The 25,699-nt window shown below is 63.0% G+C and carries 26 protein-coding genes; 13 read left to right on the top strand and 13 right to left on the bottom strand.

From position 1 onward, the window contains the following. Positions 1-29 precede the first annotated feature (29 nt). From lysA to argH, 5 genes are all read right to left on the bottom strand, one after another. Positions 30-1,295, bottom strand: coding sequence for a diaminopimelate decarboxylase (lysA, locus tag FGK64_RS04455; protein WP_138862566.1), 1,266 nt, complete (start codon positions 1,293-1,295; stop codon positions 30-32). Positions 1,296-1,357: 62 nt separating this feature from the next. Then, positions 1,358-2,545 (bottom strand): sugar-transfer associated ATP-grasp domain-containing protein, encoded by a 1,188-nt coding sequence (locus FGK64_RS04460; RefSeq protein ID WP_138862567.1) that lies wholly within the window; start codon positions 2,543-2,545, stop codon positions 1,358-1,360. A 190-nt stretch (positions 2,546-2,735) separates the two neighbouring features. Continuing rightward, positions 2,736-3,926, bottom strand: coding sequence for a sugar-transfer associated ATP-grasp domain-containing protein (locus FGK64_RS04465; RefSeq protein WP_138862568.1), 1,191 nt, complete (start codon positions 3,924-3,926; stop codon positions 2,736-2,738). A 109-nt stretch (positions 3,927-4,035) separates the two neighbouring features. Next, positions 4,036-4,209: a hypothetical protein gene (locus FGK64_RS22115; protein ID WP_171053967.1), complete on the bottom strand. Its 174-nt coding sequence runs from the start codon at positions 4,207-4,209 to the stop codon at positions 4,036-4,038. Between the two features lie 5 nt (positions 4,210-4,214). Continuing rightward, positions 4,215-5,606 (bottom strand): argininosuccinate lyase, encoded by a 1,392-nt coding sequence (gene argH / locus FGK64_RS04470; RefSeq protein ID WP_138862569.1) that lies wholly within the window; start codon positions 5,604-5,606, stop codon positions 4,215-4,217. 25 nt (positions 5,607-5,631) lie between these two features. Here argH and FGK64_RS04475 point away from each other — a divergent pair, with 25 nt between their 5' ends. Further along, positions 5,632-6,189 (top strand): TlpA disulfide reductase family protein, encoded by a 558-nt coding sequence (locus FGK64_RS04475; RefSeq protein WP_138862570.1) that lies wholly within the window; start codon positions 5,632-5,634, stop codon positions 6,187-6,189. 136 nt (positions 6,190-6,325) lie between these two features. Here FGK64_RS04475 and FGK64_RS04480 read toward each other — a convergent pair whose 3' ends face one another. Beyond that, positions 6,326-6,919: a DNA-3-methyladenine glycosylase I gene (locus FGK64_RS04480; RefSeq protein ID WP_138862571.1), complete on the bottom strand. Its 594-nt coding sequence runs from the start codon at positions 6,917-6,919 to the stop codon at positions 6,326-6,328. Between the two features lie 94 nt (positions 6,920-7,013). Here FGK64_RS04480 and FGK64_RS04485 point away from each other — a divergent pair, with 94 nt between their 5' ends. The 6 genes from FGK64_RS04485 (at position 7,014) to yddG (ending at position 12,933) form a co-directional block, all read left to right on the top strand. Next, on the top strand, positions 7,014-7,856 hold the full coding sequence (locus FGK64_RS04485; protein WP_138862572.1) for an EAL domain-containing protein: 843 nt from the start codon (positions 7,014-7,016) through the stop codon (positions 7,854-7,856). Positions 7,857-7,991: 135 nt separating this feature from the next. Continuing rightward, entirely contained in the window at positions 7,992-9,167 is a 1,176-nt protein-coding gene (locus tag FGK64_RS04490) for an acetyl-CoA C-acetyltransferase (RefSeq protein ID WP_138862573.1), read from the top strand. A gap of 42 nt (positions 9,168-9,209) precedes the next feature. Then, on the top strand, positions 9,210-10,043 hold the full coding sequence (locus FGK64_RS04495) for a patatin-like phospholipase family protein (RefSeq protein WP_138862574.1): 834 nt from the start codon (positions 9,210-9,212) through the stop codon (positions 10,041-10,043). Positions 10,044-10,114: 71 nt separating this feature from the next. Further along, positions 10,115-10,837 carry an acetoacetyl-CoA reductase gene (gene phbB, locus FGK64_RS04500; RefSeq protein ID WP_138862575.1) on the top strand — a complete coding sequence of 241 codons (723 nt, stop codon included), beginning with the start codon at positions 10,115-10,117 and terminating at the stop codon, positions 10,835-10,837. Between the two features lie 273 nt (positions 10,838-11,110). Further along, positions 11,111-12,058: a transcriptional regulator GcvA gene (locus tag FGK64_RS04505; protein WP_138862576.1), complete on the top strand. Its 948-nt coding sequence runs from the start codon at positions 11,111-11,113 to the stop codon at positions 12,056-12,058. Then, positions 12,055-12,933: an aromatic amino acid exporter YddG gene (gene yddG, locus FGK64_RS04510; protein WP_138862577.1), complete on the top strand. Its 879-nt coding sequence runs from the start codon at positions 12,055-12,057 to the stop codon at positions 12,931-12,933. Before FGK64_RS04505 ends, yddG begins: the two co-directional genes overlap by 4 nt. On the opposite strand, the gene FGK64_RS04515 is transcribed toward yddG, so the two are convergent. The 3 genes from FGK64_RS04515 to FGK64_RS04525 form a co-directional block, all read right to left on the bottom strand. Next, positions 12,925-13,089, bottom strand: coding sequence for a YdcH family protein (locus tag FGK64_RS04515; RefSeq protein ID WP_138862578.1), 165 nt, complete (start codon positions 13,087-13,089; stop codon positions 12,925-12,927). The genes yddG and FGK64_RS04515 overlap by 9 nt on opposite strands. Before the next feature lie 110 nt (positions 13,090-13,199). Beyond that, complete coding sequence (locus tag FGK64_RS04520; protein WP_138862579.1) at positions 13,200-13,991, bottom strand: tRNA1(Val) (adenine(37)-N6)-methyltransferase; 792 nt, start codon at positions 13,989-13,991, stop codon at positions 13,200-13,202. After that, positions 13,966-14,184 (bottom strand): putative signal transducing protein, encoded by a 219-nt coding sequence (locus tag FGK64_RS04525; protein ID WP_138862580.1) that lies wholly within the window; start codon positions 14,182-14,184, stop codon positions 13,966-13,968. Before FGK64_RS04525 ends, FGK64_RS04520 begins: the two co-directional genes overlap by 26 nt. A 55-nt stretch (positions 14,185-14,239) precedes the next feature. On the opposite strand from FGK64_RS04525, the gene FGK64_RS04530 reads away from it, so the two are divergent. Continuing rightward, the gene (locus FGK64_RS04530) at positions 14,240-15,238 is read left to right on the top strand and encodes a polyprenyl synthetase family protein (RefSeq protein ID WP_138862581.1); all 999 of its coding nucleotides are present in this window, start codon (positions 14,240-14,242) and stop codon (positions 15,236-15,238) included. Between the two features lie 3 nt (positions 15,239-15,241). Here the strand turns inward: FGK64_RS04530 and FGK64_RS04535 are convergent, their stop codons facing one another. From FGK64_RS04535 to FGK64_RS04545, 3 genes are all read right to left on the bottom strand, one after another. Beyond that, on the bottom strand, positions 15,242-16,045 hold the full coding sequence (locus tag FGK64_RS04535) for a 4-(cytidine 5'-diphospho)-2-C-methyl-D-erythritol kinase (RefSeq protein ID WP_138862582.1): 804 nt from the start codon (positions 16,043-16,045) through the stop codon (positions 15,242-15,244). Further along, positions 16,042-17,775 (bottom strand): tetratricopeptide repeat protein, encoded by a 1,734-nt coding sequence (locus FGK64_RS04540; RefSeq protein WP_138862583.1) that lies wholly within the window; start codon positions 17,773-17,775, stop codon positions 16,042-16,044. The genes FGK64_RS04535 and FGK64_RS04540 overlap by 4 nt, the downstream gene beginning before the upstream one ends. 130 nt (positions 17,776-17,905) lie before the next feature. Next, a complete protein-coding gene (locus tag FGK64_RS04545; RefSeq protein ID WP_138862584.1) occupies positions 17,906-19,555 on the bottom strand; it encodes an electron transfer flavoprotein-ubiquinone oxidoreductase in 1,650 nt (549 codons plus the stop codon). A 254-nt stretch (positions 19,556-19,809) separates the two neighbouring features. Between FGK64_RS04545 and FGK64_RS04550 the strand changes: the two genes are divergently transcribed. Then, entirely contained in the window at positions 19,810-20,502 is a 693-nt protein-coding gene (locus FGK64_RS04550) for a metal-dependent hydrolase (RefSeq protein WP_138862585.1), read from the top strand. A 4-nt stretch (positions 20,503-20,506) separates the two neighbouring features. Here FGK64_RS04550 and FGK64_RS04555 read toward each other — a convergent pair whose 3' ends face one another. Further along, positions 20,507-20,962 (bottom strand): nucleoside deaminase, encoded by a 456-nt coding sequence (locus FGK64_RS04555; protein WP_138862586.1) that lies wholly within the window; start codon positions 20,960-20,962, stop codon positions 20,507-20,509. 63 nt (positions 20,963-21,025) lie between these two features. Here FGK64_RS04555 and FGK64_RS04560 point away from each other — a divergent pair, with 63 nt between their 5' ends. The 4 genes from FGK64_RS04560 (at position 21,026) to FGK64_RS04575 (ending at position 25,561) form a co-directional block, all read left to right on the top strand. After that, entirely contained in the window at positions 21,026-22,315 is a 1,290-nt protein-coding gene (locus FGK64_RS04560; protein ID WP_138862587.1) for a pseudouridine synthase, read from the top strand. Between the two features lie 164 nt (positions 22,316-22,479). Then, positions 22,480-23,361, top strand: coding sequence for a 5-bromo-4-chloroindolyl phosphate hydrolysis family protein (locus FGK64_RS04565; protein WP_138862588.1), 882 nt, complete (start codon positions 22,480-22,482; stop codon positions 23,359-23,361). 24 nt (positions 23,362-23,385) lie between these two features. Then, positions 23,386-24,579: a toxic anion resistance protein gene (locus FGK64_RS04570; protein ID WP_138862589.1), complete on the top strand. Its 1,194-nt coding sequence runs from the start codon at positions 23,386-23,388 to the stop codon at positions 24,577-24,579. A 16-nt stretch (positions 24,580-24,595) separates the two neighbouring features. After that, a complete protein-coding gene (locus FGK64_RS04575) occupies positions 24,596-25,561 on the top strand; it encodes a DUF2927 domain-containing protein (RefSeq protein ID WP_138862590.1) in 966 nt (321 codons plus the stop codon). The last annotated feature ends 138 nt before the right edge of the window (positions 25,562-25,699 follow it).

Raw genomic sequence — 25,699 nt, forward strand, 5'->3', positions numbered from 1 at the left:
TACTCCTGCGGGCGCAATGCAGGGGTGCATCACAACCATGAAGGAATGGTATCGCGATTCATCATTTCGTCAAAGCTCGGGCGTCGGCGGATAACCGCAAATTGATCCCCGTTCACCAGAACTTCGGGGATCAGGGGCCGCGCGTTGTATTCGCTGGACATCACTGCGCCATAGGCCCCCGCGCTGCGGAAGGCGACCAGATCGCCCGAGGCCAGCTCCGGAAGGTCGCGTTGGCGGGCAAAGGTATCGCCGGATTCGCAGACCGGTCCGACCACGTCATAAGGGTGCTGTTCGGCGCCGGGGACCGGTTCGATGACCGGAATGATGTCGTGATGGGCATCATACATCGCCGGGCGGATCAGATCGTTCATCGCCGCGTCAAGGATCAGGAAATCGCGCCCCTCGCCGTTCTTGACGTAAATGACCGAGGACACCAGCAGCCCGGCGTTCCCCGCAATCAGGCGCCCGGGCTCGATCTCGATCTCGCAGCCAAGATGGCCCAGCGTCCGTTTTATCATGGCGCCATAATCGGTTGGCAGCGGGGGCGCGGCATTTGACCGCGTGTAGGGAATGCCAAGCCCGCCGCCCAGATCCAGGCGGCCGATGGTGTGGCCATCGGCGCGCAATGCCTCGGTCAGTTCCGCCACTTTGCCATAGGCCTGCTCGAACGGCTCAAGCTCGGTCAGCTGGCTGCCGATATGCACGTCGATCCCGACGATCTCCAGCCCCGGCAGCGCGGCTGCCATCGCATAGACCTCGCGGGCGCGCGAAATCGGGATGCCGAATTTGTTCTCGGATTTGCCGGTCGCAATCTTGGCATGGGTGCGGGCATCCACATCGGGGTTCACGCGAATGGTGATCGGAGCGACTTTGCCCAAGGATTGGGCAACCCGGCTCAGCGCCTCCATCTCGGGCTCGGATTCGACGTTGAACTGGCGAATCCCCCCCTCCAGCGCCACGCGCATCTCTTCCTCGGTTTTGCCGACACCAGAGAACACGATCTTGTCGCCTGGAACGCCAGCGGCACGGGCGCGCAGGTATTCGCCCTGGCTGACCACATCCATACCCGCCCCGGCCTGCGCCAGCGTGCGCAGGATCGCCATATTGCCAGCCGCCTTCATTGCATAGCAGACAAGGTGCTCGGTGCCCGCCAATGCCTCGTCGAACAGGTGATAATGGCGCAGAAGCGTCGCGGTGGAATAAACGTAAAACGGCGTGCCCACGGCGGCCGCAATCTCGGTCACCGGAACGTCTTCGGCGAAAAGCGCGCCGTCGCGGTAAAGGAAATGGTCCATATCGCGCGGATAAACCGGAATGAGTGTACCAATCAAGCGCGATCAGCCGCGCGGCCAAAGCCTTATGCGCGTTTCTTGACGCGCCCCAGTTCCTGCTGGATACGGCGGCGCAACATCGCCTTGGATCGTGCACGCACCTCGCCCCAGACGTGCGCGAAATCCGCGTTCCAGATACCCCTGCGGTGGGCCAACTGATAAAGCATATGATGCGGGTTGGCATTCGCCTCGATGATTGCGGGGCCCTCGGGGGTCACGGCAATATCCCACCCGATCACCCCGAATTCCGACATCACGGCGTGCCCCTCACGCGCCAACGTCAGCGCGGCCTGCCAGTCGGGTAGCTGGAGCCCGGTCAAAGTGGCGCCCGTCGCCGGGTGCGTGTCGATATTCCGCCCCTTCACGCCGCTGCCTGCGCGCACTTGACCGACGATCCCGGTCTCGGGGTCAATCGGCGCGATCATGCTGCCGTCCTGCCAGAAATTGTCGCTCATTGCGGTGGGGGCCGGGATTTTCCACAGCGTGTAGAGCACCTCGGGCATCGCCGCGCGGCGTACTGTCACGATGCGGATCGTGCCGACCGCGCGGCCAGCCGCCTCCTCCAGCACGGGGTGCTGGCGCAGCGCGCTTTGCAAGACATAGCCCGAGGCATATTCCGCAACGATCTCCTCGCAGAAGGCGTCAATCTTGATCCGTTTTCCATTGCCCAGAAACAGGTCGTCGCCCTCACGCGACTCGATCAAGGCGGAGCCAAAGCTGCCACTGTAGGATTGCGGCTTGCCAAACAGCGGAAACCGCGCGCGATGCATCAGGAAATCACGCAAGCTCGCCGCATCGGTGCAGGTTTCGACGGCTCCGAACCGCTGCTCATCCGAGACCACCGCCTGCGTTTCCGTTGTGCGAAAGCCCAGCGCTTCCATCATCGCGGTATGCAATACCTTGTGCCGCATTGCCCCGCGCAGCGAGGTCAGCCGCTTGGACGCCAGCCCGGAATTCAGCAGGTAGCTGCCCCGCTCACCCACGAATTCGCGTTTGTCACGCGCTGTCAGCGCCGGATCATACAGCCCTCCGGCATAGTACTCATGCAGCTTCATCCGCGATCGCCCGAACGACAGGGCAACGCTTTCGCGCAACTGCCGGATCGGTGACACGCCGTGCGCCCGCGCTACCTCGACCATGGTCGAGGCGGCTGTTGCCTTGGGGGCCGCCGGAACGGCCAGAAGTGCCTTGCTGTCAACTGTCGCTGTCGTCATGACAATGCCCCTAAGTTCGAAATCGTCCAGTTTCGAAGGAAAGGCTAAGTTGCAAAGCGGGCGAAAATGGGGCCGGATTGTTTCCGGAACAGAACAAAAATCAGGAAATCGCGAAAATTGACGCGATAATACCGAAAACGGAAAACGCCCGGGAACAATGACCCGGGCGCGATCCAAACTCTGTCATACCCTAGCGGCGGTGCTTTTTCACCCGCTGCTTGAACTGGGCCTTTCGTTCGGCCATCAGCGCCTTGCTGCGCGCGGCGACACGCTCGAACACCGGGGTGAACTCGGGGTTGCGGATGCCCCGGCCATAGGCCAGCTGATACAGCATGTGAAACGGGTTATCGTTGCATTCAATGATCGCGGGGCCATCAGGAGTCATCGCCACATCCCATCCGATCACGCCGAATTCCGGAAACAGCGCATGCGCCTCGGTCACCAGCGCGCGCGCGGCCTCCCAATGGGGCACTTCGAAGCCGGTGATCCGCGCGCCTGACACGGGGTGGTCGTCAATGTCGGCAGCCTTCAGTCCGGTGCCAATGCGGCACTGCCCCACCTGCCCCGTCAGCGCATCGACCGGCGCAATCATGCTGCCGTCCTGCCAGAAATTGTCGCTCATCGCCTTGGGCGCGGGGATCTTCCACAGCGAATACAGAACCTCGGGCATCGTGTTCTGCCGCACAGTGACGATGCGCAACGACCCAACCGCCTTGCCCGTTATCGCGGCCATCGCGGGGTGCTGCTCCAGTGCGGTTTGCAGCAGGTAGCCATTGGCATATTCGGCAAAGATTTCATCGCAGAAGGCGTCGATGCTGATCTGCTTGCCATTGCCCAGCACCAGCATCTCGCCTTCGCGCGCGCGGATCAGGACCGACCCGAAACTGCCGCTATAGGCCGTCGGTTTGCCAAAGATCGGATAGCGCGCCCGCCCGATCAGGAAGGCTTTCAGCTTGGATTTCTGCGTGATCGCGGGGATTTCGCCAAACCGGCGCGAGTCGGACACCACCGCCTGTGTCTCGGTGGTGCGAAAGCCCAACTGTCGGATCAACGAGGTGTACATGACCTTGTTGGCAACGAAATTGTGCATCGTCAGCAGCTTCTTGGGCGACAGTTCCTCGTTCAGGTTCCAGTTGCCCTTCTGCCCGACATACTGCCGCTTCTCGGCCATCGAAATCGCCGGATCGTACAAACCCGAGGAGTAGTATTCATGCAGGTACAGCCGCCCCGGCCCAAGGTTCAGCCGCACCATTTCCGACAGTTGCCGGAACGGGCTGACGCCGTACTTGCGCGCCACTTCGACCATGGTCGAAGCCGGCGGCGGCGGTGGCGCTTCGGGTACGGCCAGTAGCGCCTTGTCGTCCAGTGTCGCGCTTGTCATCTCGGGGCCTCCTAGGCGGGATCTCTGCGGTCAGTATCCGCGATACCCGCCGAAAAAGGCTGAATTTGGGCAATATTGTTTCCCGAACCGGGCCAATACGGCCCCGGCGCTAGAATCCAAGCATCAGCGAGATCGGCCCTTGGCTGACACCCACGCCGCCACCCACGCGCACCCCGCCCGAGCCAACCGTCAACCCGGCGTTCATCGTGGGCTGCACCGGTTCACCATCGGCGCCACAGGCTGCAAGGGCGCTTAGGACCACCAGGATTCGAGCCAGGGTCATCGCAGTCACTCCAACAGAGATTTCCAGCGTTCGATCTGCGCCCGCACCTGCGCCGGCGCTGTCCCACCATAGGACATCCGCGAGTTTACCGAATTTTCGACGCCAAGAACAGTAAACACATCGTCGGTGATCTCGGCATGGACCGATTGCATATCGTCCAGCGTCAGATCGGGCAGGTCACAGCCGCGCCCCTCGGCCAGCGCGACCAAAGACCCGGTGACATGGTGGGCATCGCGGAACGGCATCCCCAGCACCCGCACCAGCCAGTCGGCCAAATCGGTAGCGGTGGAAAAGCCCGACCCGGCGGCAGCCGCCAGCGAGTCACGATTGGCGCTCATGTCGCGCACCATGCCCTCCATCGCGGCAAGCGCCAGCATCAGGTTGTCGGCTGCGTCGAAGACCTGTTCCTTGTCTTCCTGCATGTCCTTGGAATAGGTCAGCGGCAGCCCCTTCATCACCATCATCAGCGCGGTATTGGCGCCAAAGATGCGCCCCACCTTGGCGCGGATCAGCTCGGCCGCGTCGGGGTTCTTCTTCTGCGGCATGATACTGGAGCCGGTCGAAAAACGGTCTGACAGCGCGACGAAACGGAATTGCGCCGACGACCAGATCACCAGTTCTTCCGCCATGCGCGACAGGTGCATTGCGCAGATGCTGGCGGCGCCCAGGAATTCGAGCGCAAAATCCCGGTCCGATACCGCGTCAAGGCTGTTGGCGGCGGGCCGGTCGAAGCCCAGCGCCTTCGCCGTCATCTCCCGGTCGATCGGGAAAGAAGTGCCCGCGAGTGCCGCGGCCCCAAGAGGCGATTCGTTCATCCGCGCGCGTGCATCGCGCATCCGGCTCAGGTCGCGTCCGAACATTTCGACATAAGCCATCATGTGGTGGCCCCAGGTCACCGGCTGCGCGGTCTGCAAATGGGTAAAGCCCGGCATCACCCAATCGGCGCCCGCCTCGGCCTGCCCTAGCAGCGCACGGATCAGCGCCAGCAATCCGCCCTCGGCCGTGTCAAGCTGGTCGCGCACCCAAAGCCGGAAATCCGTCGCCACCTGATCGTTGCGGCTGCGTCCGGTGTGCAACCGACCCGCCGGCGCGCCGATCAGATCCTTCAGCCGCGCCTCGACATTCATGTGAATGTCTTCCAGCGCCGTCGAAAATTCGAAATCGCCCGCCTCGATCTCTGACAACACCGTGAGCAGACCTTCCCCAATCGCCTCGGCATCGCTATCGCTGATCACGCCCGTGGCCGCCAGCATGGCGGCATGGGCCCGCGATCCGGCGATGTCCTGCGCGGCCATGCGGCGATCGAACCCGATCGAGGCGTTGATCGCCTCCATGATGGCATCGGGTCCGGCGGCGAAACGGCCACCCCACATCTGGTTCGCGGTCTTGTCGGTCATATCGTGCCTTTACGTCGGAGAGATCATGCGCCTGAATTGTCTGTTGCCCCTTTATATGGCCGCCGCGCTCTGTGCAAATGCGGTCGCGGCCGATCCTGGCGCCATCGCCGGTCTGCGCGAAGGCGACATGAAGAAACTGACCCTGCACGAGACCGCGCGCGACATCTCTGACGAGGCGTTTCATACTGCCGAGGGCGGCAAAGGGACGCTGGCCGATTATCGCGGGCAATTTGTCTTGCTGAACTTCTGGGCCACGTGGTGCGCCCCCTGCCGCAAGGAAATGCCGACCTTGGCGGCGCTGCAATCTGAATTCGGAGGGGACGACTTTCAGGTTGTTACGCTCGCCACGGGCCGCAACACGCCGCAAGGCATCGCCAAGTTTTTCTCGGATAACGGAATCGACAACCTGCCAACGTTTCAGGACCCGAAGCAGGCCATCGCCCGTGAGATGGGTGTGCTGGGCCTGCCGATCACCGTCCTGATCGACCGGGAGGGCCGCGAATTGGGCCGCTTGATCGGCGATGCCGACTGGCACTCTGACAGCGCGCGCGCCATCATTGCCGAATTGCTGTCCGAAGACTGAGTGCATGTAGTCGCGCTGACGCGCGAGGCCTCCGGCGGGGATATTTATCGCCCAAAGAAGCAGGGTCGGTTTTTCTGCTTCACCTTCGCAAAAATACTCCGGGGGAGTCCGCGCAGCGGGCGGGGGCAGAGCCCCCTTACGTCCGTTGGCCCATCGCGCGCACCGTTCGATGGCGATGGCAGGTCACGATGTGGTCGTTCACAATGCCAACCGCTTCCATGAACGCATAGACGATTGTCGGTCCGCAGAAACGAAACCCCTCGGCCTTCAGGTCTTGCGAGATTCGCGCTGACAACGATGTCTGGGGCGGTACGTCGGCTTGGGTCGCCCATGTGTTCTGCAAGGGCGCGCCGTCGACATATCGCCAAAGGAACGTGTCGAAGCCTTCGCGCGCTTCGATCCGTTCCCAGGACTGGGCATTGGTGATTGCCGCTTCGATCTTGCCGCGGTGGCGGATGATACCCGGGTTCTGCAGCAGGCGTTCGACATCTTCCGGGCCCCAGCAGGCAATCCGGGCCGGATCGAATCCATCAAAGGCGGCGCGGAAATTGTCGCGTTTCTTCAGTATCGTGATCCAGCTGAGGCCAGCCTGGAACCCGTCCAGGATCAGTTTTTCCCACAATGCCCTGCTGTCGTATTCCGGCACGCCCCATTCGGTGTCGTGATAATCGATATATATCTGCTCGGGCCCCGCCCAAGCACAGCGGGTGACAGGGTTATCCGCGCACATCGTCTAGAATTGTCCGGTTAAGCATCGGTTCAGGTTTAGGCCGCATACCGGCATGGTTCCTCTCTTTGTCACGATGGCCTGCCACGGACCTGAAATGAAGCTGTTCAAGACAACCAAGATCGACCCGACCGCGCAAGAGCTTTCCAATCCGCTGGATATCGCGGTGGCTCGCCGCGATTCCGGGGTGATCGACATGGTGCGCGCTGCTGTCAAACACGGCGAGGCGATGCTGGCCTTTCAGCCCGTCCTGCGCAGCGCGCCACCGCATACGACCGGATTTTATGAAGGGCTTTTGCGGGTTCTGGATGCCACTGGCCGCGTGATCCCTGCCCGGGATTTCATGCCCTCCGTCACCAAGGCCGAATTGGGCCGCGATCTGGATGTTCTGGCACTGAATCTTGGCCTGAAAACCCTTGCCGGGAATCCCACCGTCCGACTGTCGCTGAACCTTTCCGCGCGATCAATCGGGTACACGCCCTGGATGCAGACTCTGGAACGACATCTTGCCGAAGACGCAACCCTGGGCGAACGGCTGATGCTAGAAATCACCGAAGATTCAGCCATGGACATGCCCGAGCTGGTGATTTCCTTCATGGACCGGCTGCAACCCATGGGAATCGCCTTTGCGCTGGATGAATTTGGCGCAGGTACAACCCGCTTTGCCCGCTTTCGCGAGTTCTTTTTCGATGCGGTGAAACTTGACGGGCAATATATGGACCGTCTTGCCGAAAACCCCGACAATCAGGCCCTGGTTCGGGCGATGATCGCGGTGGCCCGGCAATTCGAAATGATGGTAATCGCCACATCGGTTGAGCGGCTGGAAGATGCCGAACTGCTGATCGAACTGGGGGTCGATTGCTTGCAAGGCTATCTGTTTGGCGCGCCAACCCTCAATCCGCCCTGGCTTGATACCGCAGGCAATCGCGCGCGCGCCTAGGGCGGTTTACCATGGCGGTTGCTGCACTTGCACCAACGCGCTATTGCTTGTGCCAACAGGACCGGGAAGCATTGGCCGGCCTCAAGGGCCGCGTCGCTGCTTTGCCGTTTCACACTTGGCAGAGGACCATGACCCATGACGAATGTAGTTATCGCATCGGCCGCACGCACCGGCGTCGGCAGCTTTGGCGGAAGTTTCGCCAATACCCCCGCACATGATCTGGGTGCGGCCGTTCTCTCTGCCATTGTCGAGCGCGCCGGCATCGACAAGTCCGAAGTCTCGGAAACCATTCTGGGCCAGGTGCTGACTGCCGCCCAAGGCCAGAACCCCGCCCGTCAGGCGCATATCAATGCGGGCCTGCCGCAGGAAAGCGCGGCCTGGGGCATCAATCAGGTCTGCGGTTCGGGTCTGCGGGCCGTGGCCCTTGGCGCCCAGCACATCCAGCTGGGCGACGCCGATATCGTGGCCGCTGGCGGCCAGGAAAACATGACGCTCAGCCCCCATGCCGCCAATTTGCGCGCGGGCCACAAGATGGGCGACATGAGCTATATCGACACGATGATCCGCGACGGCCTGTGGGATGCGTTCAACGGTTACCATATGGGCCAGACCGCTGAGAACGTTGCCGAAAAATGGCAGATCAGCCGCGACCAGCAGGACGAATTCGCCGTCGCCAGCCAGAACAAGGCCGAAGCCGCGCAGAAGGCTGGTAAGTTCAAGGATGAAATCATCCCCTTCACCATCAAGACCCGCAAGGGCGAGTCGGTGATGGATGCCGACGAATACATCCGCCACGGGGCCACAATGGAAGCGATGCAGAAACTGCGCCCCGCGTTCACCAAAGACGGGTCGGTGACCGCCGCGAATGCCTCGGGGCTGAACGACGGGGCCGCCGGTGTCCTGCTGATGAGCGCGGATAACGCCGAAAAGCGCGGGATCACGCCGCTGGCGCGTATCGCCTCTTACGCCACTGCCGGGCTGGACCCGTCCATCATGGGTGTGGGTCCGATTTTCGCCAGCCGCAAGGCACTGGAAAAGGCCGGCTGGAAACCCGAAGATCTGGACCTGGTCGAAGCGAACGAAGCCTTCGCCGCCCAGGCCTGCGCCGTGAACAAGGACATGGGCTGGGATCCGGCGATCGTGAACGTAAACGGTGGCGCCATTGCCATTGGCCATCCGATTGGCGCATCGGGCGCGCGCATCCTGAATACGCTGTTGTTTGAAATGCAGCGCCGCGACGCCAAGAAAGGCCTTGCCACGCTGTGCATCGGCGGCGGCATGGGCGTTGCCATGTGCCTTGAGCGGCCCTGATTTTGCAAATGACGGGCCCAAATGCGGGCCCGTTCGCATCAGATGGCACCTAATATCCCGCGTAACCCCGAACAGATCGTCTTTTCCGGCGGCGGGCTGCGCTGCTTCTGGCAGGGCGGCTTCCTGAAACAGATCGAACGTGGCCGCCGCTTTGCCCCTGAACGAGTGACTGGTGTCAGCGGTGGCGCACTGGCTGGCGCAGCCTGGATTGCAGGCCTTGAAAATCGCCTGCTCGACAGGATGTGCGCAGCCTTTGAAGAGCGCGACAGCAATCTCGATCTTTTCAACGCTGACGCAGAGGGTATCACCCCGCACCAGCGCCTGTATTGCGACGTTGTCAGCAGCGCCTTCGATGACGACGCGGTGCAAAGGGTCGCCGAAGGGCCCGCGTTTCAAATTCAGATCGCACATCCACCGGACACCGGCTGGCCAACCCTGACCGGCACCGCCCTTGCCGCAACCTACGAGGCCGAGTTGCACATCGTCGGTTCGCCGCATTTCAACTGGGCGCAAAAAATTGGCCTGACCTCACAACTTGTGGACGCCAACGCCGCCGCGCGCGAGGGCAAGCTGGTTGACCTGATCTGCGCCGCCGCCGTGATTCCCCCGGTGTTTGAACCACCCCTTTGGAACGACCGCCGCGTTGTCGATGGCGGCATGGCCGATCAGGCCCCGATGCCGGAACCCAACCACGGAGAGACGCTGGTGCTGCTCACGCGCGAATACAAGGCGCTCCCCGATGTCAACGGCCGCAGCTATGTCTGGCCGAGCAAGGAAACACCGGCGGATAAAATCGACTTCACCGATCCACAAAAGCTGCGCGATACATGGAGTTTGGGAGAGCAGGACGGCAAGAAATATCTTGCCGATAGCTAGGTAATAATATTGCTCAACAAGGCAAATTTGTTTAACAAACTTACAAGACTACACCCAGATCGGAGGATATAATGGCAAGAGTGGCACTTGTGACTGGCGGAAGCCGGGGCATCGGCGAGGCAATTTCCAAGGCGTTGAAGGCCGCAGGCTACGACGTCGCGGCAACCTATGCCGGCAATGACGAGGCCGCCGCGGCCTTTACCAGCGAAACCGGTATCAAGACCTATAAATGGAATGTTGCCGACTATGATGAAAGCAAGGCTGGCATCGAAAAGGTCGAAGCCGAAATCGGGCCCATTGACGTTGTCGTGGCCAACGCAGGCATCACGCGCGACGCCCCCTTCCACAAGATGACACCAGAGCAATGGCATCAGGTGATCGACACCAACCTGACCGGCGTGTTCAACACCGTTCATCCTGTCTGGCCCGGCATGCGCGACCGCAAGTTTGGCCGCGTCATCGTGATCAGCTCGATCAACGGCCAGAAAGGCCAGTTCGCACAGGTTAACTATGCCGCAACCAAGGCGGGCGATCTGGGCATCGTGAAATCGCTGGCACAAGAAGGTGCGCGTGCCGGCATTACGGCCAACGCGATCTGCCCCGGCTACATCGGCACCGACATGGTGATGGCCGTTCCCGAGAAGGTTCGCGACAGCATCATCGCGCAGATCCCGGCAGGCCGTCTGGGTGAACCGGAAGAAATCGCGCGCTGCGTTGTCTTCCTCGCATCAGACGATTCGGGGTTCATCAACGGGTCGACCATCTCGGCCAACGGCGCGCAGTTCTTCGTCTAAGCGTGTGACAAGATAGGCAGGGGGCTGGCGCGGGCCGGCCCCTTTTGCATTCGTGCAGCTTAACGCCCCACGAACCACCCCAGAAGGGCGCGAAACGCCATGCCACGTTCAACATGGGCGCGCTGCATTGCGGTGCGGGTGCTGCGGGTGGTCGGGTTCTCGAACATAATGCTCTCCTTAACTGTCGCCTCTCCCCGCACGCAATTTGACGCTTGACTGACAAAACAACAAACGAGAGTTTCGACACCGACACATCAGAAATTCTTAACCGCCATGCCAAACACCCTGCCCCCGCTGACAGCCTTGCGCGCTTTCGATGCAGCGGCGCGGCATATGTCCTTCGCCCGCGCGGCCGACGAACTGAACGTGACCCCGGCGGCGCTGTCGTTTCAAATCAAATCGTTGGAAGACCACCTGGGCCAGCCCCTGTTTCACCGCCTCACCCGCGCGGTTGAGCTGACAGATGCAGGGCGGGCGCTGGCTCCGGGCGCGGCCGAGGGGTTTCGTCTGCTCGCCTCGGCGTGGCGCGCGGCGCGGCAGATTGGCGGCGAAACCTCGTTGACCGTGACGGCGGGGCCTGCCTTCACCTCGAAATGGCTGGCCCCCCGGCTGTATGAATTTGCCAACGCCCATCCCGAGATCGACCTGCGCCTGTCGGCCACCCTGCGCGTGCTGGACGTGACCCGGGGCGACGTGGATGTGGCGATCCGCTTTGGCTATGGCAAAGATACCGGCGTCTATGCGCTGCCCCTGGCAAACGAATGGCTGACCCCGGTGATGACGCCCGAACTGGCGCGGCGCTATCCCACCCCGCAATCGCTGCGCGAGGCGCCCCTGCTGTTTGATGAATCCATCGATTTTCTGCGCCCGGCCTGTGACTGGCCCGCGTGGTTCCGCGCCGTCGGCATGGACTACGCCCCCACCAAGGGCGCGCATTTTTCCCAAGCGGATCATGCGGTTGATGCGGCGTTGACTGGTGCTGGCGTAATGTTGGGGCGGCGATCACTGACCATCAAGGAGTTGCATGAAAAGCGCCTTGTTGCCCCCTACAGCATTGCGATTTCCACCCAGGCTCATTTTCGCTTCATCTGCGCCAAAGGTGCCGAAGAACGCCCACACATACGCGCCTTCCGCGACTGGATCCTTGCGGAAATCGAACGAACCGCTTCGGTGACACGTGCCCTCACAATCATCCCGGTCGAGGAAATCCCCGCACCATGAACAAGAACCGCGCTACGTTGATCGGCTTCAGCGCCGTTTTGCTGTGGGCCGCTTTGGCCTTTTTCACGGTCGGTTCCGCCCCGGTGCCGCCGCTGTTGCTGAACGCCATCTGCTTTGCGATTGGTGGCGCGCTTGGTATCGTCTGGACGGCGGCCAGCGGCGATATCCGGGCGCTGAAACAGGTGCCCTTGCGCGTTTACCTCTTCGGGATCATCGGGCTGTTCGGCTATCACGCGCTGTACTTCACCGCGCTTCGACTGTCGCCTGCTGCCGAGGCCGGGCTGATCGCCTATCTTTGGCCGCTGCTGATCGTGCTGTTTTCCAGCCTGCTGCCCGGAGAGCGTCTGCGTGCAGGCCATGCCGCTGGCGCGCTGCTTGGCTTTGTCGGGGCTGCTGTCATCATACTGGGCAAAGGCGCGGCGGGGTTTTCGCTGGCCTTTCTGCCCGGCTATGGGCTGGCCCTGTGCTGCGCGCTGACATGGTCGGCCTATTCGGTCGGCTCGCGCTTTGTGGGCGCGGCGCCGACGTCATCGGTGGCCGTATTCTGCATCGGCGCCAGCGTCTTGTCCGCCGTGCTGCATGTTGCGCTAGAGGAGACCATCTGGCCCGTCAGCACGATGGGCTGGCTTTCCGTCGCCGCCTTGGGCCTCGGACCCGTGGGGCTTGCCTTTTATACCTGGGACATTGGAGTAAAACACGGTGAGATCCAGCTGCTTGGCACCAGCGCCTACGCTGCGCCGTTGCTGTCGACCTTGCTGCTTGTGGTCACCGGCACGGCAGAGCCAAGTTGGGGCCTGGCTGCTGCCGCTGTTCTGATTACAGCCGGCGCGGTGCTTGCCGCACGCGCCAGCATGAGGGCGCGAAAATCAGGATGACAATCGCTGGATTTCTTCCTTGAGCTTGAGTTTTCGCTTCTTCAAGTCGACCACCTTGAGCCCATCCGTCCCCGGCGCCCGCTGGGCGCGTTCAACTTCCATGCTCAGGTGTTCGTGCTTCTTTTTCAGTTCCGCAAGATGCGAGCTCATGCTCATGGCGATCCTCCTCTGATAAAGTTGCCCTTTAAGTTGAGCACATTCTTTCGAACCTGTCACGCTTCTGTCGCAAAACGTGGTGAACGAAAGGTAAAGGCGCGGGAATCAGCCTAAACGCCGCGACAATCCGCCCATTTCAGGGGGGCATTGCCCCGCAGAACGGACAAAATTTCATCGGTGTAGTCTTCGCCGTCGCGCGCGTGCGTCGCGCCCTTGTGCAGAATCAGGGGCGCACGCAGCCGGAATGCCGCGCGTCCGCCCTTCCGCGCCCGCAGGATGAACAGCCCGGGATCGCGCCCGATGCGCGGCGCCAGCGGCAACACCTCGACCGAGCCAAGACGACAGCTGGCCAAAGCCTCCGGCAGCCGATCAATCCGTTGAATCATATGGAAATAGCCACCCGAACGCAGACGCCGGGCGGCGATGTCCAGCCAGATCGACAGCGGCGTATCCTCGCCCCGCGCGGCGCCTTTGGCGGCATCCGGCGATGGGCTGTGTGCGCCCTCGACGAAATACGGCGGATTGGCCAGCACATGATCGAACTGGCGCGCCGTCAGATCGGGCGGGGGGGCCGCCAGATCGGCACAGATCACGTGAAATGGCAGCCCGTTCTGCGCCCCGTTGCGCTGCGCCAGAGCGGCGAATTCAGGCTGCCGTTCGACCCCGACGCAGTCCAGCCCCGGCACGCGGGTCGCCAGACACAATGCCGCAGCCCCCGCACCGCAGCCGAGGTCCAGTACCGTCTGCCCGGATATCGCGGGAACCGAAGCCGCCAGCAGCACCGGATCGACACCGGCGCGATAGCCCTTTTTGGGCTGCCACAACTGCATCCGTCCGCCAAGAAAGGCATTCAAAACAAGCTGATCCTCGGGAAATTCAATCACGGCCGAGCGGGATGTCATTGTCAACCATCACCCGCACGGCGCGGTCGTGATCGTCGGCGCGCACCATCAGGCGCCGGGGGAAAATTCCGATGCCACCTTCAAGGACGCTCATGTTTACGTCCAGTTGAAAGCAGTCTATATCCTCGCCTTGCAAGAGGGCGGATGCAAAGGCCAGTATCGTTGGATCGGTCGAGCGCAACAGTTCCTTCATGTGTTCGGATTTAGGTAAACTCCGACCCGGTGTCGAGACGTGTCGAAAGTAAGTGATGGACATCGCAAGCAACCCCAAACCGCATGACCGTCTGGCCGACGCCCTGGCCGAGGACATGGCCGCCGTTAACGTGCTGATCCGCGAACGGATGAAATCGGAACACGCCCCCCGCATCCCCGAGGTGACGGCGCATCTGATCGACGCGGGCGGCAAGCGCCTGCGCCCCATGCTGACCCTCGCCGCGGCACGGCTGTGCGGCTATCAGGGCAGCGACCATGTGAAGCTGGCCGCGACGGTCGAATTCATCCACACGGCCACGCTGCTGCATGATGATGTGGTCGATGAAAGCAAGCAACGGCGCGGACGCCCCACCGCCAACCTGCTGTGGGATAACCAGTCCAGCGTACTGGTAGGCGACTACCTTCTGGCGCGGTCCTTTCTGCTGATGGTGGAAACCGGCTCGCTTCGGGTGCTCGAGATCCTGTCGAACGCCTCGGCCACGATTTCCGAGGGCGAGGTGTTGCAACTGACCGCTGCCAGCGACCTGAAAACCGACGAATCGATTTACCTGCAAGTGGCGCGGGGCAAAACAGCGGCGCTGTTTTCCGCCGCGACCGAAGTGGGCGGCGTGATTTCCGGCGCGCCCGACGATCAGGTGGCGGCGCTGCGCGCCTATGGCGACGGGCTTGGCGTGGCGTTCCAGATTGCGGATGATCTGCTGGATTATCAAGGTGATAGCGCGGCGACCGGCAAGAACGTGGGCGACGATTTCCGCGAACGCAAGCTGACGCTGCCGGTGATCAAGGCCGTTGCTCAGGCGACCGAGGAAGAACGTGCCTTCTGGGTCCGTACCATCGAGAAGGGCAACCAGCAGGATGGCGATCTGGAGCACGCACTGGAGCTGATGGGCAAATACGGCACGCTTGAGGCCACGCGGCTGGATGCGGTGGCACATGCCGAGCGCGCAAAACAGGCGCTGAGTGCCCTGCCCGACAGCGACATGCGCGCGATGCTGATGGATCTGGCCGATTATGTGGTCGATCGGCTGTCGTAGCGTTTAGGCGGCGATGGTCTGTGTCGCCACCGCCCACCAATCGGGGTGTGCGGCCTGGATGCGGCGCGCGGCGGCGGCGGCGGCCTCGGGCCCCGGATAAATGCCAAAACAGGCCGAACCTGATCCGGACATGCGCGCCAGATCGGCATCGCCTAAGGCATCCAGCACCGCGCCGATGTGGGGCGCGATGGAAATTGCCGCCTCTTGCATGTCGTTACGGCCTTGCCTCAGCCATTCGGTGAAGGCCTGCGCATCGTCCCACCCCGGAAACACACCCATATCTGGGTTCTCGCGTGAGATGAGCGCCGCAAACACCTGTGGCGTCGGCACATGCACCCCGGGGTGCACCAGCACGATATTCAGCGCGGGCACCTTGGCTGCTGGTGTCAGCGTTGCGCCAATATCCTGCATGCGCTGAGGCATATTGCTAAGGCAGACCGGCACATCGGCACCGATGCCGGCGGCCAGCGCCCCTGCCCCGCAATACCGCAGAACTGCCGCCGCATCGGCCGACCCGCCGCCGATCCCCGCGCCATGCGGCAAGGTTTTGTCGAGCGTAATCGCCAACCTCCGCCCGGCGGCCTCTGCGGCCTTCCACACAAGGTTTCGCGCATCCTCGGGCACGCCGTCACGGAACCGGCCGGTCACCGACAGCGCCATTTCTGGCGCATCGGCGATGGTCAGGGAATCCCCCACACGAGCGAAGACCACAAGCGAATCAAGAAGATGATAGCCATCGTCCCGCCGCCCCGTCACATGCAGGGTCAGGTTGATCTTGGCCGGGGCGAATTCAGTTGTCGCGCTCACTGGTCGCGGGCAACCTTCAGCGGCTCGGCGCCTTCTTCGGCCAGCACCGCGTCCAGCCCAACGGCCAGCTTGCGGCGAATACGCTCGGGCTTGGCCTCGGCATCGGTGTCGTCCGGGTCGATGAAGGACAGCGCACGCTTCCACTGGAATTCCGCCTCGCGGAAGCGGCCAACAGCCCAGAACACATCGCCCAGATGGTCATTCACCACCGGGTCCACCGGCATCAGTGCAACGGCCTTTTCCATGTGTTGCACGGCTTCGTCATAGCGGCCGAGGCGGTAGAGAACCCAGCCGAGGCTATCGACGATATAACCGCTATCAGGCCGCGCGGCGACCGCGCGTTCGATCATATCCAGCGCCTCGTCCAACTGGCTTTCGCGTTCGACCAGTGAATAGCCCAGATAGTTCAGCACCTGCGGCTGTTCCGGGTTCAGCTCCAGCGCCTGCCGGAAATCGGCCTCGGCAGCATCCCAATCCTTTAGCCGCTCGTGCGAAATCCCGCGCGCATACAGAAGGAACCACTGCGATTGCGCGCCCTCTTCGGAATATTCGATGGCGCGGTCATAGGCCGCGACGGCACCTTTGTAGTTTTCCTGCTGGCGCAGCAAGTCACCCAGCGAGGAGTGCACAATGGGCAATGTCGGATAATCGCCCGCCAGCCGTTCCAGCACTTCGATGGCGGCGTCCGGCTTGGCGGCGCGGCGCAACGCTTCGGCCCGGCCCAGTTCGGCGGCGTGGTAATCGGGGCTGCTTGCGGGCACCTGCCGATAGGTCGCGACGGCCAGATCGTACTGGCGCAGGTTGTCGAGCAGTTCCGCACTCAGCAATAGTGCGTCGATATGCTCGGGCCGCAGAAAGCTGGCGACACGCGCGTAGACAAGCGCGTAATCGTCCGAGGCCTCGCCTTTCAGCGCCTGACCGATGGAATAGAACACCTCGGCCATGCCCTCGCGCACGGTGGTGACATGGCTGAAGGGCAGCGTTTCCCCCGCAACCAGCCGGTCGGCCACCGCCGTCAGCCCCGGGTCGAACCCAGCGCCGAACGCCTCGCCCAGCATGTCGAGCGCATCGTCGTTGCGCCCCAGCTGCGACAGGATCTCGGCCCGGGCAATCGCGCCCCGGCGGCTCATCCGCGACAGGCCGCCGTTGTCTACGGTAAAGATCGCCTCGGCGGCCTCGAAATCGCCGGCAGAGGCCAGCGCCAGAGCCTTGTGATACATCGCAAAGGTGCGAAGCCCGTTCTGTTCGGCCACAGCATCAAACCGGGCCATAGCGGCCTCGCGGTCGCCGTTGCCAAAGGCGGCCCACGCCTCGACCAACCCATCGACGAGCGGGCCGATGCCCAATGTTTCTTCGTCACGGTCGAGAATAGCGGCGTAATCGCCTTCGGCGATCAGGTTGGCGACAACCGCCATATGCGCGACTTGGCTGCGCAGGCCCTCGGCTTCCATCAGCTGGGCCACGGCCAGAGCCTTGTCGAGCCGCCCGGCCGCAACCTGTGCCACGACAAGATTTTCCTTCAGCGCGGGATTTTCGCGGTCGCGCACCATGGCGCGGGAATAGTAACCGGCCGCAGCCTCGAAATCGCTGGAATACAGCGCCTGACGGCCGGCCAGATAGGCCCCCGCACTGGTATCTGCCACCACGGGGAGCGGTGCGGTAAGCGAAAGAACGACCGCAGCGATGGCTGCGCGGGAAATCCTGTTGATCACGGTTCTGCCCTGCCTCATGCGTTTCCCGCAAGGCTATGCATTCCCGGGCCGGGCTGCAATGGCGCAGGCAGAAAGCCGCGCGCCATTGCGATAAAATTTGATTTATCTGCCGACTGTTTGCGCCCTGCGAACACCGCAGGGTCGCCCATCACATATTCGGGTAGTTCGGCCCGTCGCCACCCTGCGGTGTGGTCCACACGATATTCTGCGCCGGGTCCTTGATGTCGCAGGTCTTGCAGTGCACGCAGTTCTGAAAGTTGATGACAAACTTCGGCTTGCCGTTGTCATCCTCGACGAATTCATACACCCCTGCCGGGCAATACCGCTGCGACGGGCCCGCGTATTCCGAATAATCCACCCGCACCGGCACATCCGGGTCTTTCAGCGTCAGGTGCGGCGGCTGGCTTTCTTCATGGTTGGTCATCGAGAAGCTGACGTTGGTCAGCCGGTCAAAGCTCAGCTTGCCATCGGGTTTCGGATAGTCGATCGGTTCGTGCTTGCTGGCCGGTTCGGTTGCGGCGGCGTCGGTCTTGCCGTGGCTTTGGGTGCCGAACAGCGAAAAGCCGAAGGTGTTCGTCCACATGTCGAACCCGCCCAGCGCAAGGCTGGCGGCAAGGCCGTATTTCGACCAGAAGGGTTTGACGTTGCGCACCTTTTTAAGGTCGGCCCCGATGGCGCCATTGCGCACTTCGGTTTCATAATCGCTCAGTTCGTCGGCGCTGCGCCCGTCCTTGATCGCGGCAAAGGCGGCCTCGGCCGCGGCCTTGCCCGACAGCATCGCGTTGTGGTTGCCCTTGATGCGCGGCACGTTGACCATGCCCACCGAACAGCCCAGCATGGCAACGCCCGGCGCCACCATCTTGGGCATCGACTGATAGCCGCCCTCGGTGATTGCCCGCGCGCCATAGGCCACGCGCTTGCCGCCTTTCAGCAGCTCGGACACGATCGGGTGATGCTTGAACCGCTGGAATTCCATGTAGGGAAACAGGTGCGGGTTCTTGTAGTTCAGATGGACGACGAAACCGACATAAACCTGATTGTTGTCAAGGTGATAGATGAACGACCCGCCCCCGGCGTTGCTGCCCAGCGGCCAGCCCATCGTGTGGGTCACGGTGCCTTCCCGATGCTTGGCCGGGTCGATTTCCCAGATTTCCTTCATGCCAAGGCCGAACTTCTGCGGTTCCTTCCCAGCTTGTAGGTCGTATTTCGCGATCACCTGTTTCGCCAGCGAGCCACGCACGCCTTCGCCAAGGAAGACGTATTTCCCGTGCAGTTCCATCCCCGGTTCATAGCTCGGGCCGTGGCTGCCATCCGGTTCCTTGCCGAATTCGCCCGCGACCACGCCTTTGACTTCGCCATTTTCGCCATAGACGATTTCGGAACAGGCCATGCCCGGGAAGATTTCAACGCCCAGTTCCTCGGCCTGTTCGGCCATCCAGCGGCAGACATTGCCCATCGACACGATATAGTTGCCGTGGTTGTGCATCAGCGGCGGCATCGGGAAATTTGGAATCCGCATCTGCCCGGCTTCGCCGAGAATGTAGAAATTGTCCTCTTTCACCGGCACGGTGACGGGCGCGCCCTTTTCCTTCCAGTCGGGGATCAGTGCGTCCAGCCCGCAGGGGTCCAGCACCGCGCCCGACAGGATATGCGCCCCGACTTCCGAGCCCTTTTCCAGCACCACGACGCTCAGGTCCGCATCAAGCTGTTTCAGACGGATCGCGGCAGACAGCCCCGCCGGACCGGCCCCGACGATGACAACGTCGTATTCCATTGCTTCGCGTTCAACTTCGGCCATTGCGGGCTCCTCATCTGGCTGGCGTCTTCCCGGGCCTCCGGGCGCAACATTCTTTCGCGGCTGGATACCTTTTGTCACCTGCCACGGTCAATCACAACACAACGTCGCAAAGCGCGGCATCGTTGCATGTTTCAACGCCACGCCCGGTTTTCGGGCAGCCTTCACCCGCACCTGTCGTCTAAGTTTCACGCTTCTGCGCTGGCAATCACACAATCAGGTGCTAGCCTCCTGCGACAGACAAAAGGGAGACACTCATGAAACTCATCTGGCTTGGACACGGAAGTTTCCGCCTTGAAACCGGCGAGGCCGTCCTGCTGATTGATCCATGGCTGACCGGCAACCCGACGCTGCCGGAAGATCAGCACGCCAAGGCCATCGACGGCGCGACGCATATCCTGATGACCCACGCGCATTTCGACCATTCCGCCGATGTGGTCGATCTGGCGAAAAAGCTGGGTATCCCGGCGGTGGGCCAATACGACGTGATGTCGTGGTGGGGCGAAACCAAAGGGATCGAAACGATCGGCTTCAACAAGGGCGGCACGGTGCAGCTGGGCGATGCGCGCGTCAGCATGGTGCGGGCCGAACATTCCTCGACCTTTCCCTCAAAAGATGGCCCGCAAGTGGGCGGCAGCGAGGTCGGGTTCATCATCAAGGCCGGCGGTCGCACGATCTATTTCAGCGGCGACACCGACATAATGGCCGATATGGATTGGTTCGGGAAATATTACGCCCCCGATGTTGGCATCCTCAGCGCGGGCGGCCATTTCACCATGGACATGAAGGCAGCGGCCTGGGCGGCCAAGACCTATTTCAACTTCAAGACGGTGATCCCCTGCCACTACAAGACATTCCCGCTGCTGGAGCAATCCGCCGATGCCCTGCGCGACGCGCTGCCCGGAGTCGAGGTGATCGAACCCGATGTGTTGACTGCAATCACCCTCTGATTCGTCAGGCGTCACGGCGCGCGGCAAAGAACGCGCGCAGCAGCGCCTGCGACTGATCGGCGGCCAGCCCGTCCACGACCTCGGGCGCGTGATGCGCCTGAGGATGCGAAAACACCCGCGCGCCATGGGCCACGCCGCCCGATTTCGGATCGGCCGCGCCATAGCACACCCGCGCGATGCGCGCGGCGGCGATGGCGGCGGCGCACATGGCGCAGGGCTCCAGCGTGACCCACAGCACATGGCCCGGCAGCCGCTCGCTGCCCGCCTTGGCACAGGCCTCGCGCAGGGCCAGGATTTCGGCATGGGCGGTCGGATCGCAGAGTTCGCGGGTGCGGTTGCCCGCCTGCGCCACGACCTGCCCGTCGGGCGCCACGATCACCGCGCCCACCGGCACCTCGTCGCGGTCGGCTGCGGCACGCGCCTCGGCCAGCGCGGCCTCCATATGGCTGGTGAACTCCATGGGCGACGATCTGCCCCGATAACGGGGTCTTTCGCAAGCCTTGGAATCAAGATAGACGGCGCCATGAACAGCACCACTCCCCCCTCTGACGGCGAGCGAATCGCCAAGGTTCTGGCCCGACGCGGCGTTGCCTCGCGCCGCGATGCCGAACGCATGATTCTGGCCGGACGGGTTCAGGTCGACGGCAAGCGCGTCGATACCCCTGCCGTCAATATCGCCCCCGATGCCCGCATCACCGTCGACGGCACCCCCGTGCGCGCCGCCGAACCCACCCGCCTGTGGCTGTATCACAAGGCGCCCGGCCTCGTGACGACCGAGCGTGACGAACAGGGGCGCGACACGGTGTTCGACGCATTGCGGGCCGACCTGCCGCGTGTGATGAGCGTGGGCCGGCTCGACCTCAACTCCGAGGGGTTGCTGCTGCTGACCAACGATGGCGAGCTGAAGCGCCGGCTGGAGTTGCCCGCAACCGGCTGGCTGCGTCGCTACCGCGTCCGCATCAACGGCCGCCCGCAGGATTCGGCCTTTGATCCGCTGCGCGAAGGGATCGAGGTGGACGGCGAACAGTTCCTGCCGATGCAGATCACGCTGGACCGCCAGAAGGGCGCGAATGCCTGGCTGACCATCGGGTTGCGAGAGGGGCGCAACCGCGAGATTCGCCGCGCGATGGAAGACATCGGCTTTACCGTGAACCGGCTGATTCGCCTGTCCTACGGTCCGTTCCAGCTGGGCCAGCTGAAAGCGGGCGAGGTGCTTGAAATCAAACGCCGCGTGCTGCGCGACCAGCTGGGCGACGAGCTGTCCGAGGGGCTGGATCTGTCAGGCGAAGGCACCGGCGAAGGCGGCGGTAAGCGCGACAAACCCACCCGCCGCCCCGACCCGCGCGGCGACCGAGGCCCTCGCAAGGACTTTGGTGGCAAGCCCGGCTACAAGCGTGACGACCGCGATGGTGACGCGCGCCCCGACCGTGGACCGCGCAAGGACTTTGGCAAGGGCCCCCGCAAGGATTTCGGCGGCAAACCCGGATACAAGCGCGACGACCGCGATGGCGACGCCCGCCCGGATCGTGGACCGCGCAAGGAGTTCGGCAACAAGGGACCGCGCAAGGATTTCGGTGGCAAACCCGGTTTCAAACGTGACGACCGCGATGGCGACGCCCGCCCGGATCGTGGACCGCGAAAGGATTTCGGCAAAGGCCCCCGCAAGGACTTTGGCGGCAAGCCGCACGGAAAACCCGGCGACACCGGAGGCGGCAAACCCGCCCATCGCGGCAAGCCGTCTGGTTCGCGCCCCCAACAACGCGGCAAGCCGGGTGGCCAAAACACTGGTCGCGACGGCGGGAAACGGCACTGATCGCCGCAAGCCCCTAGCAAGAAGCGCCTGAATCGCCTAGATTTTAGCGAACGGCGGCAGGGGGTGCGGCGATGACGACCAAAGGCGTTAAGATACCGGCGTTTCTCGCCCTCTTCGTGCTGTTGCTGGGCCTCAGTTCCGGCCTGATCGGGGGGCTTTAGCCCATGGCGCAACGATTTGGCGGCAAGTACAGCCCCGATGCCAATATGCCGGACGGCCCGTCCAAAGGCGGCTATGATGGCGCGCGCGTCGAACCTGTGGGTCTGCGCGCGAACCTGATGTTCGCTCCACCCGTGATCTTGCTGGCCACGTCCTTCGGCGGCGGCGCCCTGTCGCTGGCAACGGGGCTGATCGGTGCCGGGGCGCTGGGGCTGGGCGCGTGGCTGCTGCGCGGCGGCCTTCGGGCCGAGGCGGAATTCAACGACCGCCGCGTTGCGCGCCGCCCCGCCCTGCCCCGCAAGCTGCTGGCCGCGATCCTGACCGGGCTCGGCGCCGCGATCGCCGCCTATACCCATGCCCCCGCGCTTGCCGCGCCGGTGATCTACGGGGCCGTGGCCGGCGCGCTGCACCTTGCGGCCTTTGGCCTTGACCCGATGCGCAGCAAGGGGATGGAGGGCATCGACACCTTCCAGCAGGACCGGGTGGCCCGCGCCGTGAACGAGGCCGAAACCCACCTTGCCGCGATGCGCGACGCGATCCTGCGCGCCGGCGACCGGCGGCTGGAAACCCGCGTGGAACAGTTCCAGGACACCGTGCGCCGCCTGTTCCGCACGGTCGAGGACGACCCCCGCGACCTGAGCGCCGCACGCCGCTACCTTGGGGTTTACCTCATGGGCGCGCGCGATGCCTCGGTCCGCTTTGCCGATATCTATGCGCGTACCCGCGACGATGCGGCCCGCCGCGACTACCTGGCGCTGCTGGACGATCTCGAGCGCAATTTCGCTGCCCGAACCGAAAAGATGCTGCTGGACGACCGCAGCGACCTGACTGTTGAAATCGACGTGCTGCGCGACAGATTGCAGCGCGAAGGTGTAAAGACCGACTGACCCTGAACCCACGAGGAATTCCAGATGTCCGACACGGTACGCCAGAAGGCCGAACACGCGAAATCGCTGGTGGACGAGGTGACCTCGATCACCCTGCCCGAACCGGAAGGCGAGATCGTGCCGCTGGAACAGGCCGATGCGCCCGTCAGCGCCGAAATCCGCGCGCGCATGGATGAAATCGACATCTCCGACACCGGGTCGATCGTGAACTTCGGCTCAGGCGCGCAGGCCGAGTTGCAGGAAATCAGCCAGGCGATGCTGCAGGACGTGCGCAACAAGGATGTCGGCCCCGCCGGAGACAGCCTGCGCGGCATCGTCACCACCATCCGTGGTTTTTCCGTAAACGAGCTTGACGTACGCCGCGAACGCAGCTTCTGGGAAAAGCTGATGGGCCGCGCCGCGCCCTTCGCCAAGTTCACCGCCCGCTATGAAGAGGTGCAAAGCCAGATCGACCGGATCACCGACGATCTGCTGGCCCATGAACATACGCTTCTGAAAGACATCAAGTCGCTTGACCTGCTGTATGACCGCACGCTGAAGTTTTACGACGAGCTGGCGCTGTATATCGCCGCCGGCGAAGCCCGCATCGCCGAGCTGGACGCGCAGGACATCCCTGCGAAAGAGGCCGAGGTGGATGCAGCCCCCGAGAGTGACCAGGTGATGAAGGCGCAAGAGCTGCGCGACCTGCGCGCCGCCCGCGACGATCTGGAACGCCGCGTGCACGACCTGAAACTGACCCGGCAGGTGACGATGCAATCCCTGCCATCGATCCGTCTGGTGCAGGAAAACGACAAGAGCCTGGTGACCAAGATCAATTCGACCCTGGTGAACACCGTGCCGCTGTGGGAAACCCAGCTCGCACAAGCGGTGACGATCCAGCGCAGCACCGAGGCCGCCGCCGCCGTGCGCGACGCCAACGATCTGACGAACGAGCTACTGACCGCTAACGCCGCCAACCTGCGCGAAAGCAACAAGATGGTGCGACAGGAAATGGAACGCGGTGTGTTCGACATCGAGGCGGTGAAGAAGGCAAACGCCGATCTGATCGGCACCATCGAAGACAGCCTGCGCATCGCCGACGAAGGCAAGGCCCGCCGCGCCAGCGCCGAGGAAGACCTCAAGACGATGGAAGCCGAGTTGCGCGAAACCCTGGCCGCCGCGCGCGCCCGCCGCGACGGCGTTGGCGATACCGCCAGCGCCGCCGCCCCGCGAAGCTAAGCAGGGGCCGACCGGAATGCGCAGGATGTTCGGACGGATGTTGACGACCGGGGCGGCCCTTAGCGGGTTGCTTCTGGCCGCCGCTTGCACCGAAATCAGCCCGCGCACCTCGCTGCCACCGCAAAGCCGACCCGAAGGGCTGGCCCCGCCGCCCAGCGAACGCAAAGTCTCGGCCCGCAGCGCCGATCTGGCGGGTTATTACCGCACGATCCAGACCAACCTCTTAACGCAGGGCTTGCTCCGCACCGACGGCGGCGGCGCTGACACGCCGTTCGATGCCGACGATCTGGCGCGGAACTTTGAAAAGATCGTGTTTTACGACGAATATCGCCGCAGCGGCGGGGTCAACGCTCGTGACGGCCATGTCGCCAAGCCCCTCAGCCGGTGGAGTGCACCGGTCCGGATCGGACTCGAATTCGGTGACAGCGTGCCCGAAGACATCCGAAAAATCGATACCGATCGCGTGTCCAGCTATGCCGCGCGACTGGGCCGTTTGACCGGCCACTCGGTGCGCGCGGTGTCAGGCAACGCAAACTTCCACGTTTTTGTCGCAGGAGAGGACGACCGAGACTTCCTGCAGGCCAGGCTCAAGGCGCTGGTCCCCGGCATCGGCGCAAACGAACTTGATCTGTTCGGCAACCTGCCGCGCAGCTTCTACTGCCTCGTGGTCGCCGTTCCGGACCCAGCCACGCCCAATGAATACGTCCGCGCCGTGGCCCTGGTGCGTGCCGAGCATCCCGACCTGGTGCGCTTGTCGTGTTTTCACGAGGAAATCGCCCAAGGTCTAGGCCTTGCCAACGACATCCCCGAGGCGCGCCCGTCAATCTTCAACGACGACGACGAATTCGCGCTGCTGACCGATCATGACGAACTGCTTCTGAAAATGCTATACGACCCGCGCCTGCGCCCGGGGATGACAGTGGAGGACGCGCGCCCCGTTGTCCGCATCCTCGCGCGCGAATTGACCGGCGAAGACCTTTGAAAGTTCGCACCGCTTGCGCCGGATATGGGCGTGGATACCGAGGGATTTGAGTATTTGAGCAAAGAAGAAGCCCAGAACGCGCCAAACGCAAAGACAGGGCCTGACCCCCGGCTTCTTCTTTGTATAAATACTCATAAC

The sequence above is a fragment of the Arenibacterium halophilum genome (genome assembly GCF_005938225.1).
Classification (GTDB): domain Bacteria; phylum Pseudomonadota; class Alphaproteobacteria; order Rhodobacterales; family Rhodobacteraceae; genus Arenibacterium; species Arenibacterium halophilum.

Excerpts from the sequence above, each read along its gene's own strand:
- FGK64_RS04505 (WP_138862576.1), top strand. The coding sequence starts at position 11,111 with ATGCCAAACACCCTGCCCCCGCTGACAGCCTTGCGCGCTTTCGATGCA.
- FGK64_RS04515 (WP_138862578.1), bottom strand. The coding sequence starts at position 13,089 with ATGAGCATGAGCTCGCATCTTGCGGAACTGAAAAAGAAGCACGAACAC.
- FGK64_RS04480 (WP_138862571.1), bottom strand. The coding sequence starts at position 6,919 with ATGTGCGCGGATAACCCTGTCACCCGCTGTGCTTGGGCGGGGCCCGAG.
- phbB (WP_138862575.1), top strand. The coding sequence starts at position 10,115 with ATGGCAAGAGTGGCACTTGTGACTGGCGGAAGCCGGGGCATCGGCGAG.
- FGK64_RS04555 (WP_138862586.1), bottom strand. The coding sequence starts at position 20,962 with ATGGAGTTCACCAGCCATATGGAGGCCGCGCTGGCCGAGGCGCGTGCC.
- FGK64_RS04520 (WP_138862579.1), bottom strand. The coding sequence starts at position 13,991 with ATGACATCCCGCTCGGCCGTGATTGAATTTCCCGAGGATCAGCTTGTT.
- lysA (WP_138862566.1), bottom strand. The coding sequence starts at position 1,295 with ATGGACCATTTCCTTTACCGCGACGGCGCGCTTTTCGCCGAAGACGTT.
- FGK64_RS04570 (WP_138862589.1), top strand. The coding sequence starts at position 23,386 with ATGTCCGACACGGTACGCCAGAAGGCCGAACACGCGAAATCGCTGGTG.
- yddG (WP_138862577.1), top strand. The coding sequence starts at position 12,055 with ATGAACAAGAACCGCGCTACGTTGATCGGCTTCAGCGCCGTTTTGCTG.
- FGK64_RS22115 (WP_171053967.1), bottom strand. The coding sequence starts at position 4,209 with ATGACCCTGGCTCGAATCCTGGTGGTCCTAAGCGCCCTTGCAGCCTGT.
- FGK64_RS04485 (WP_138862572.1), top strand. The coding sequence starts at position 7,014 with ATGAAGCTGTTCAAGACAACCAAGATCGACCCGACCGCGCAAGAGCTT.
- FGK64_RS04525 (WP_138862580.1), bottom strand. The coding sequence starts at position 14,184 with ATGAAGGAACTGTTGCGCTCGACCGATCCAACGATACTGGCCTTTGCA.
- FGK64_RS04530 (WP_138862581.1), top strand. The coding sequence starts at position 14,240 with ATGGACATCGCAAGCAACCCCAAACCGCATGACCGTCTGGCCGACGCC.
- argH (WP_138862569.1), bottom strand. The coding sequence starts at position 5,606 with ATGACCGACAAGACCGCGAACCAGATGTGGGGTGGCCGTTTCGCCGCC.
- FGK64_RS04490 (WP_138862573.1), top strand. The coding sequence starts at position 7,992 with ATGACGAATGTAGTTATCGCATCGGCCGCACGCACCGGCGTCGGCAGC.
- FGK64_RS04495 (WP_138862574.1), top strand. The coding sequence starts at position 9,210 with ATGGCACCTAATATCCCGCGTAACCCCGAACAGATCGTCTTTTCCGGC.
- FGK64_RS04550 (WP_138862585.1), top strand. The coding sequence starts at position 19,810 with ATGAAACTCATCTGGCTTGGACACGGAAGTTTCCGCCTTGAAACCGGC.
- FGK64_RS04540 (WP_138862583.1), bottom strand. The coding sequence starts at position 17,775 with ATGAGGCAGGGCAGAACCGTGATCAACAGGATTTCCCGCGCAGCCATC.
- FGK64_RS04475 (WP_138862570.1), top strand. The coding sequence starts at position 5,632 with ATGCGCCTGAATTGTCTGTTGCCCCTTTATATGGCCGCCGCGCTCTGT.
- FGK64_RS04575 (WP_138862590.1), top strand. The coding sequence starts at position 24,596 with ATGCGCAGGATGTTCGGACGGATGTTGACGACCGGGGCGGCCCTTAGC.
- FGK64_RS04460 (WP_138862567.1), bottom strand. The coding sequence starts at position 2,545 with ATGACGACAGCGACAGTTGACAGCAAGGCACTTCTGGCCGTTCCGGCG.
- FGK64_RS04565 (WP_138862588.1), top strand. The coding sequence starts at position 22,480 with ATGGCGCAACGATTTGGCGGCAAGTACAGCCCCGATGCCAATATGCCG.
- FGK64_RS04465 (WP_138862568.1), bottom strand. The coding sequence starts at position 3,926 with ATGACAAGCGCGACACTGGACGACAAGGCGCTACTGGCCGTACCCGAA.
- FGK64_RS04545 (WP_138862584.1), bottom strand. The coding sequence starts at position 19,555 with ATGGCCGAAGTTGAACGCGAAGCAATGGAATACGACGTTGTCATCGTC.
- FGK64_RS04560 (WP_138862587.1), top strand. The coding sequence starts at position 21,026 with ATGAACAGCACCACTCCCCCCTCTGACGGCGAGCGAATCGCCAAGGTT.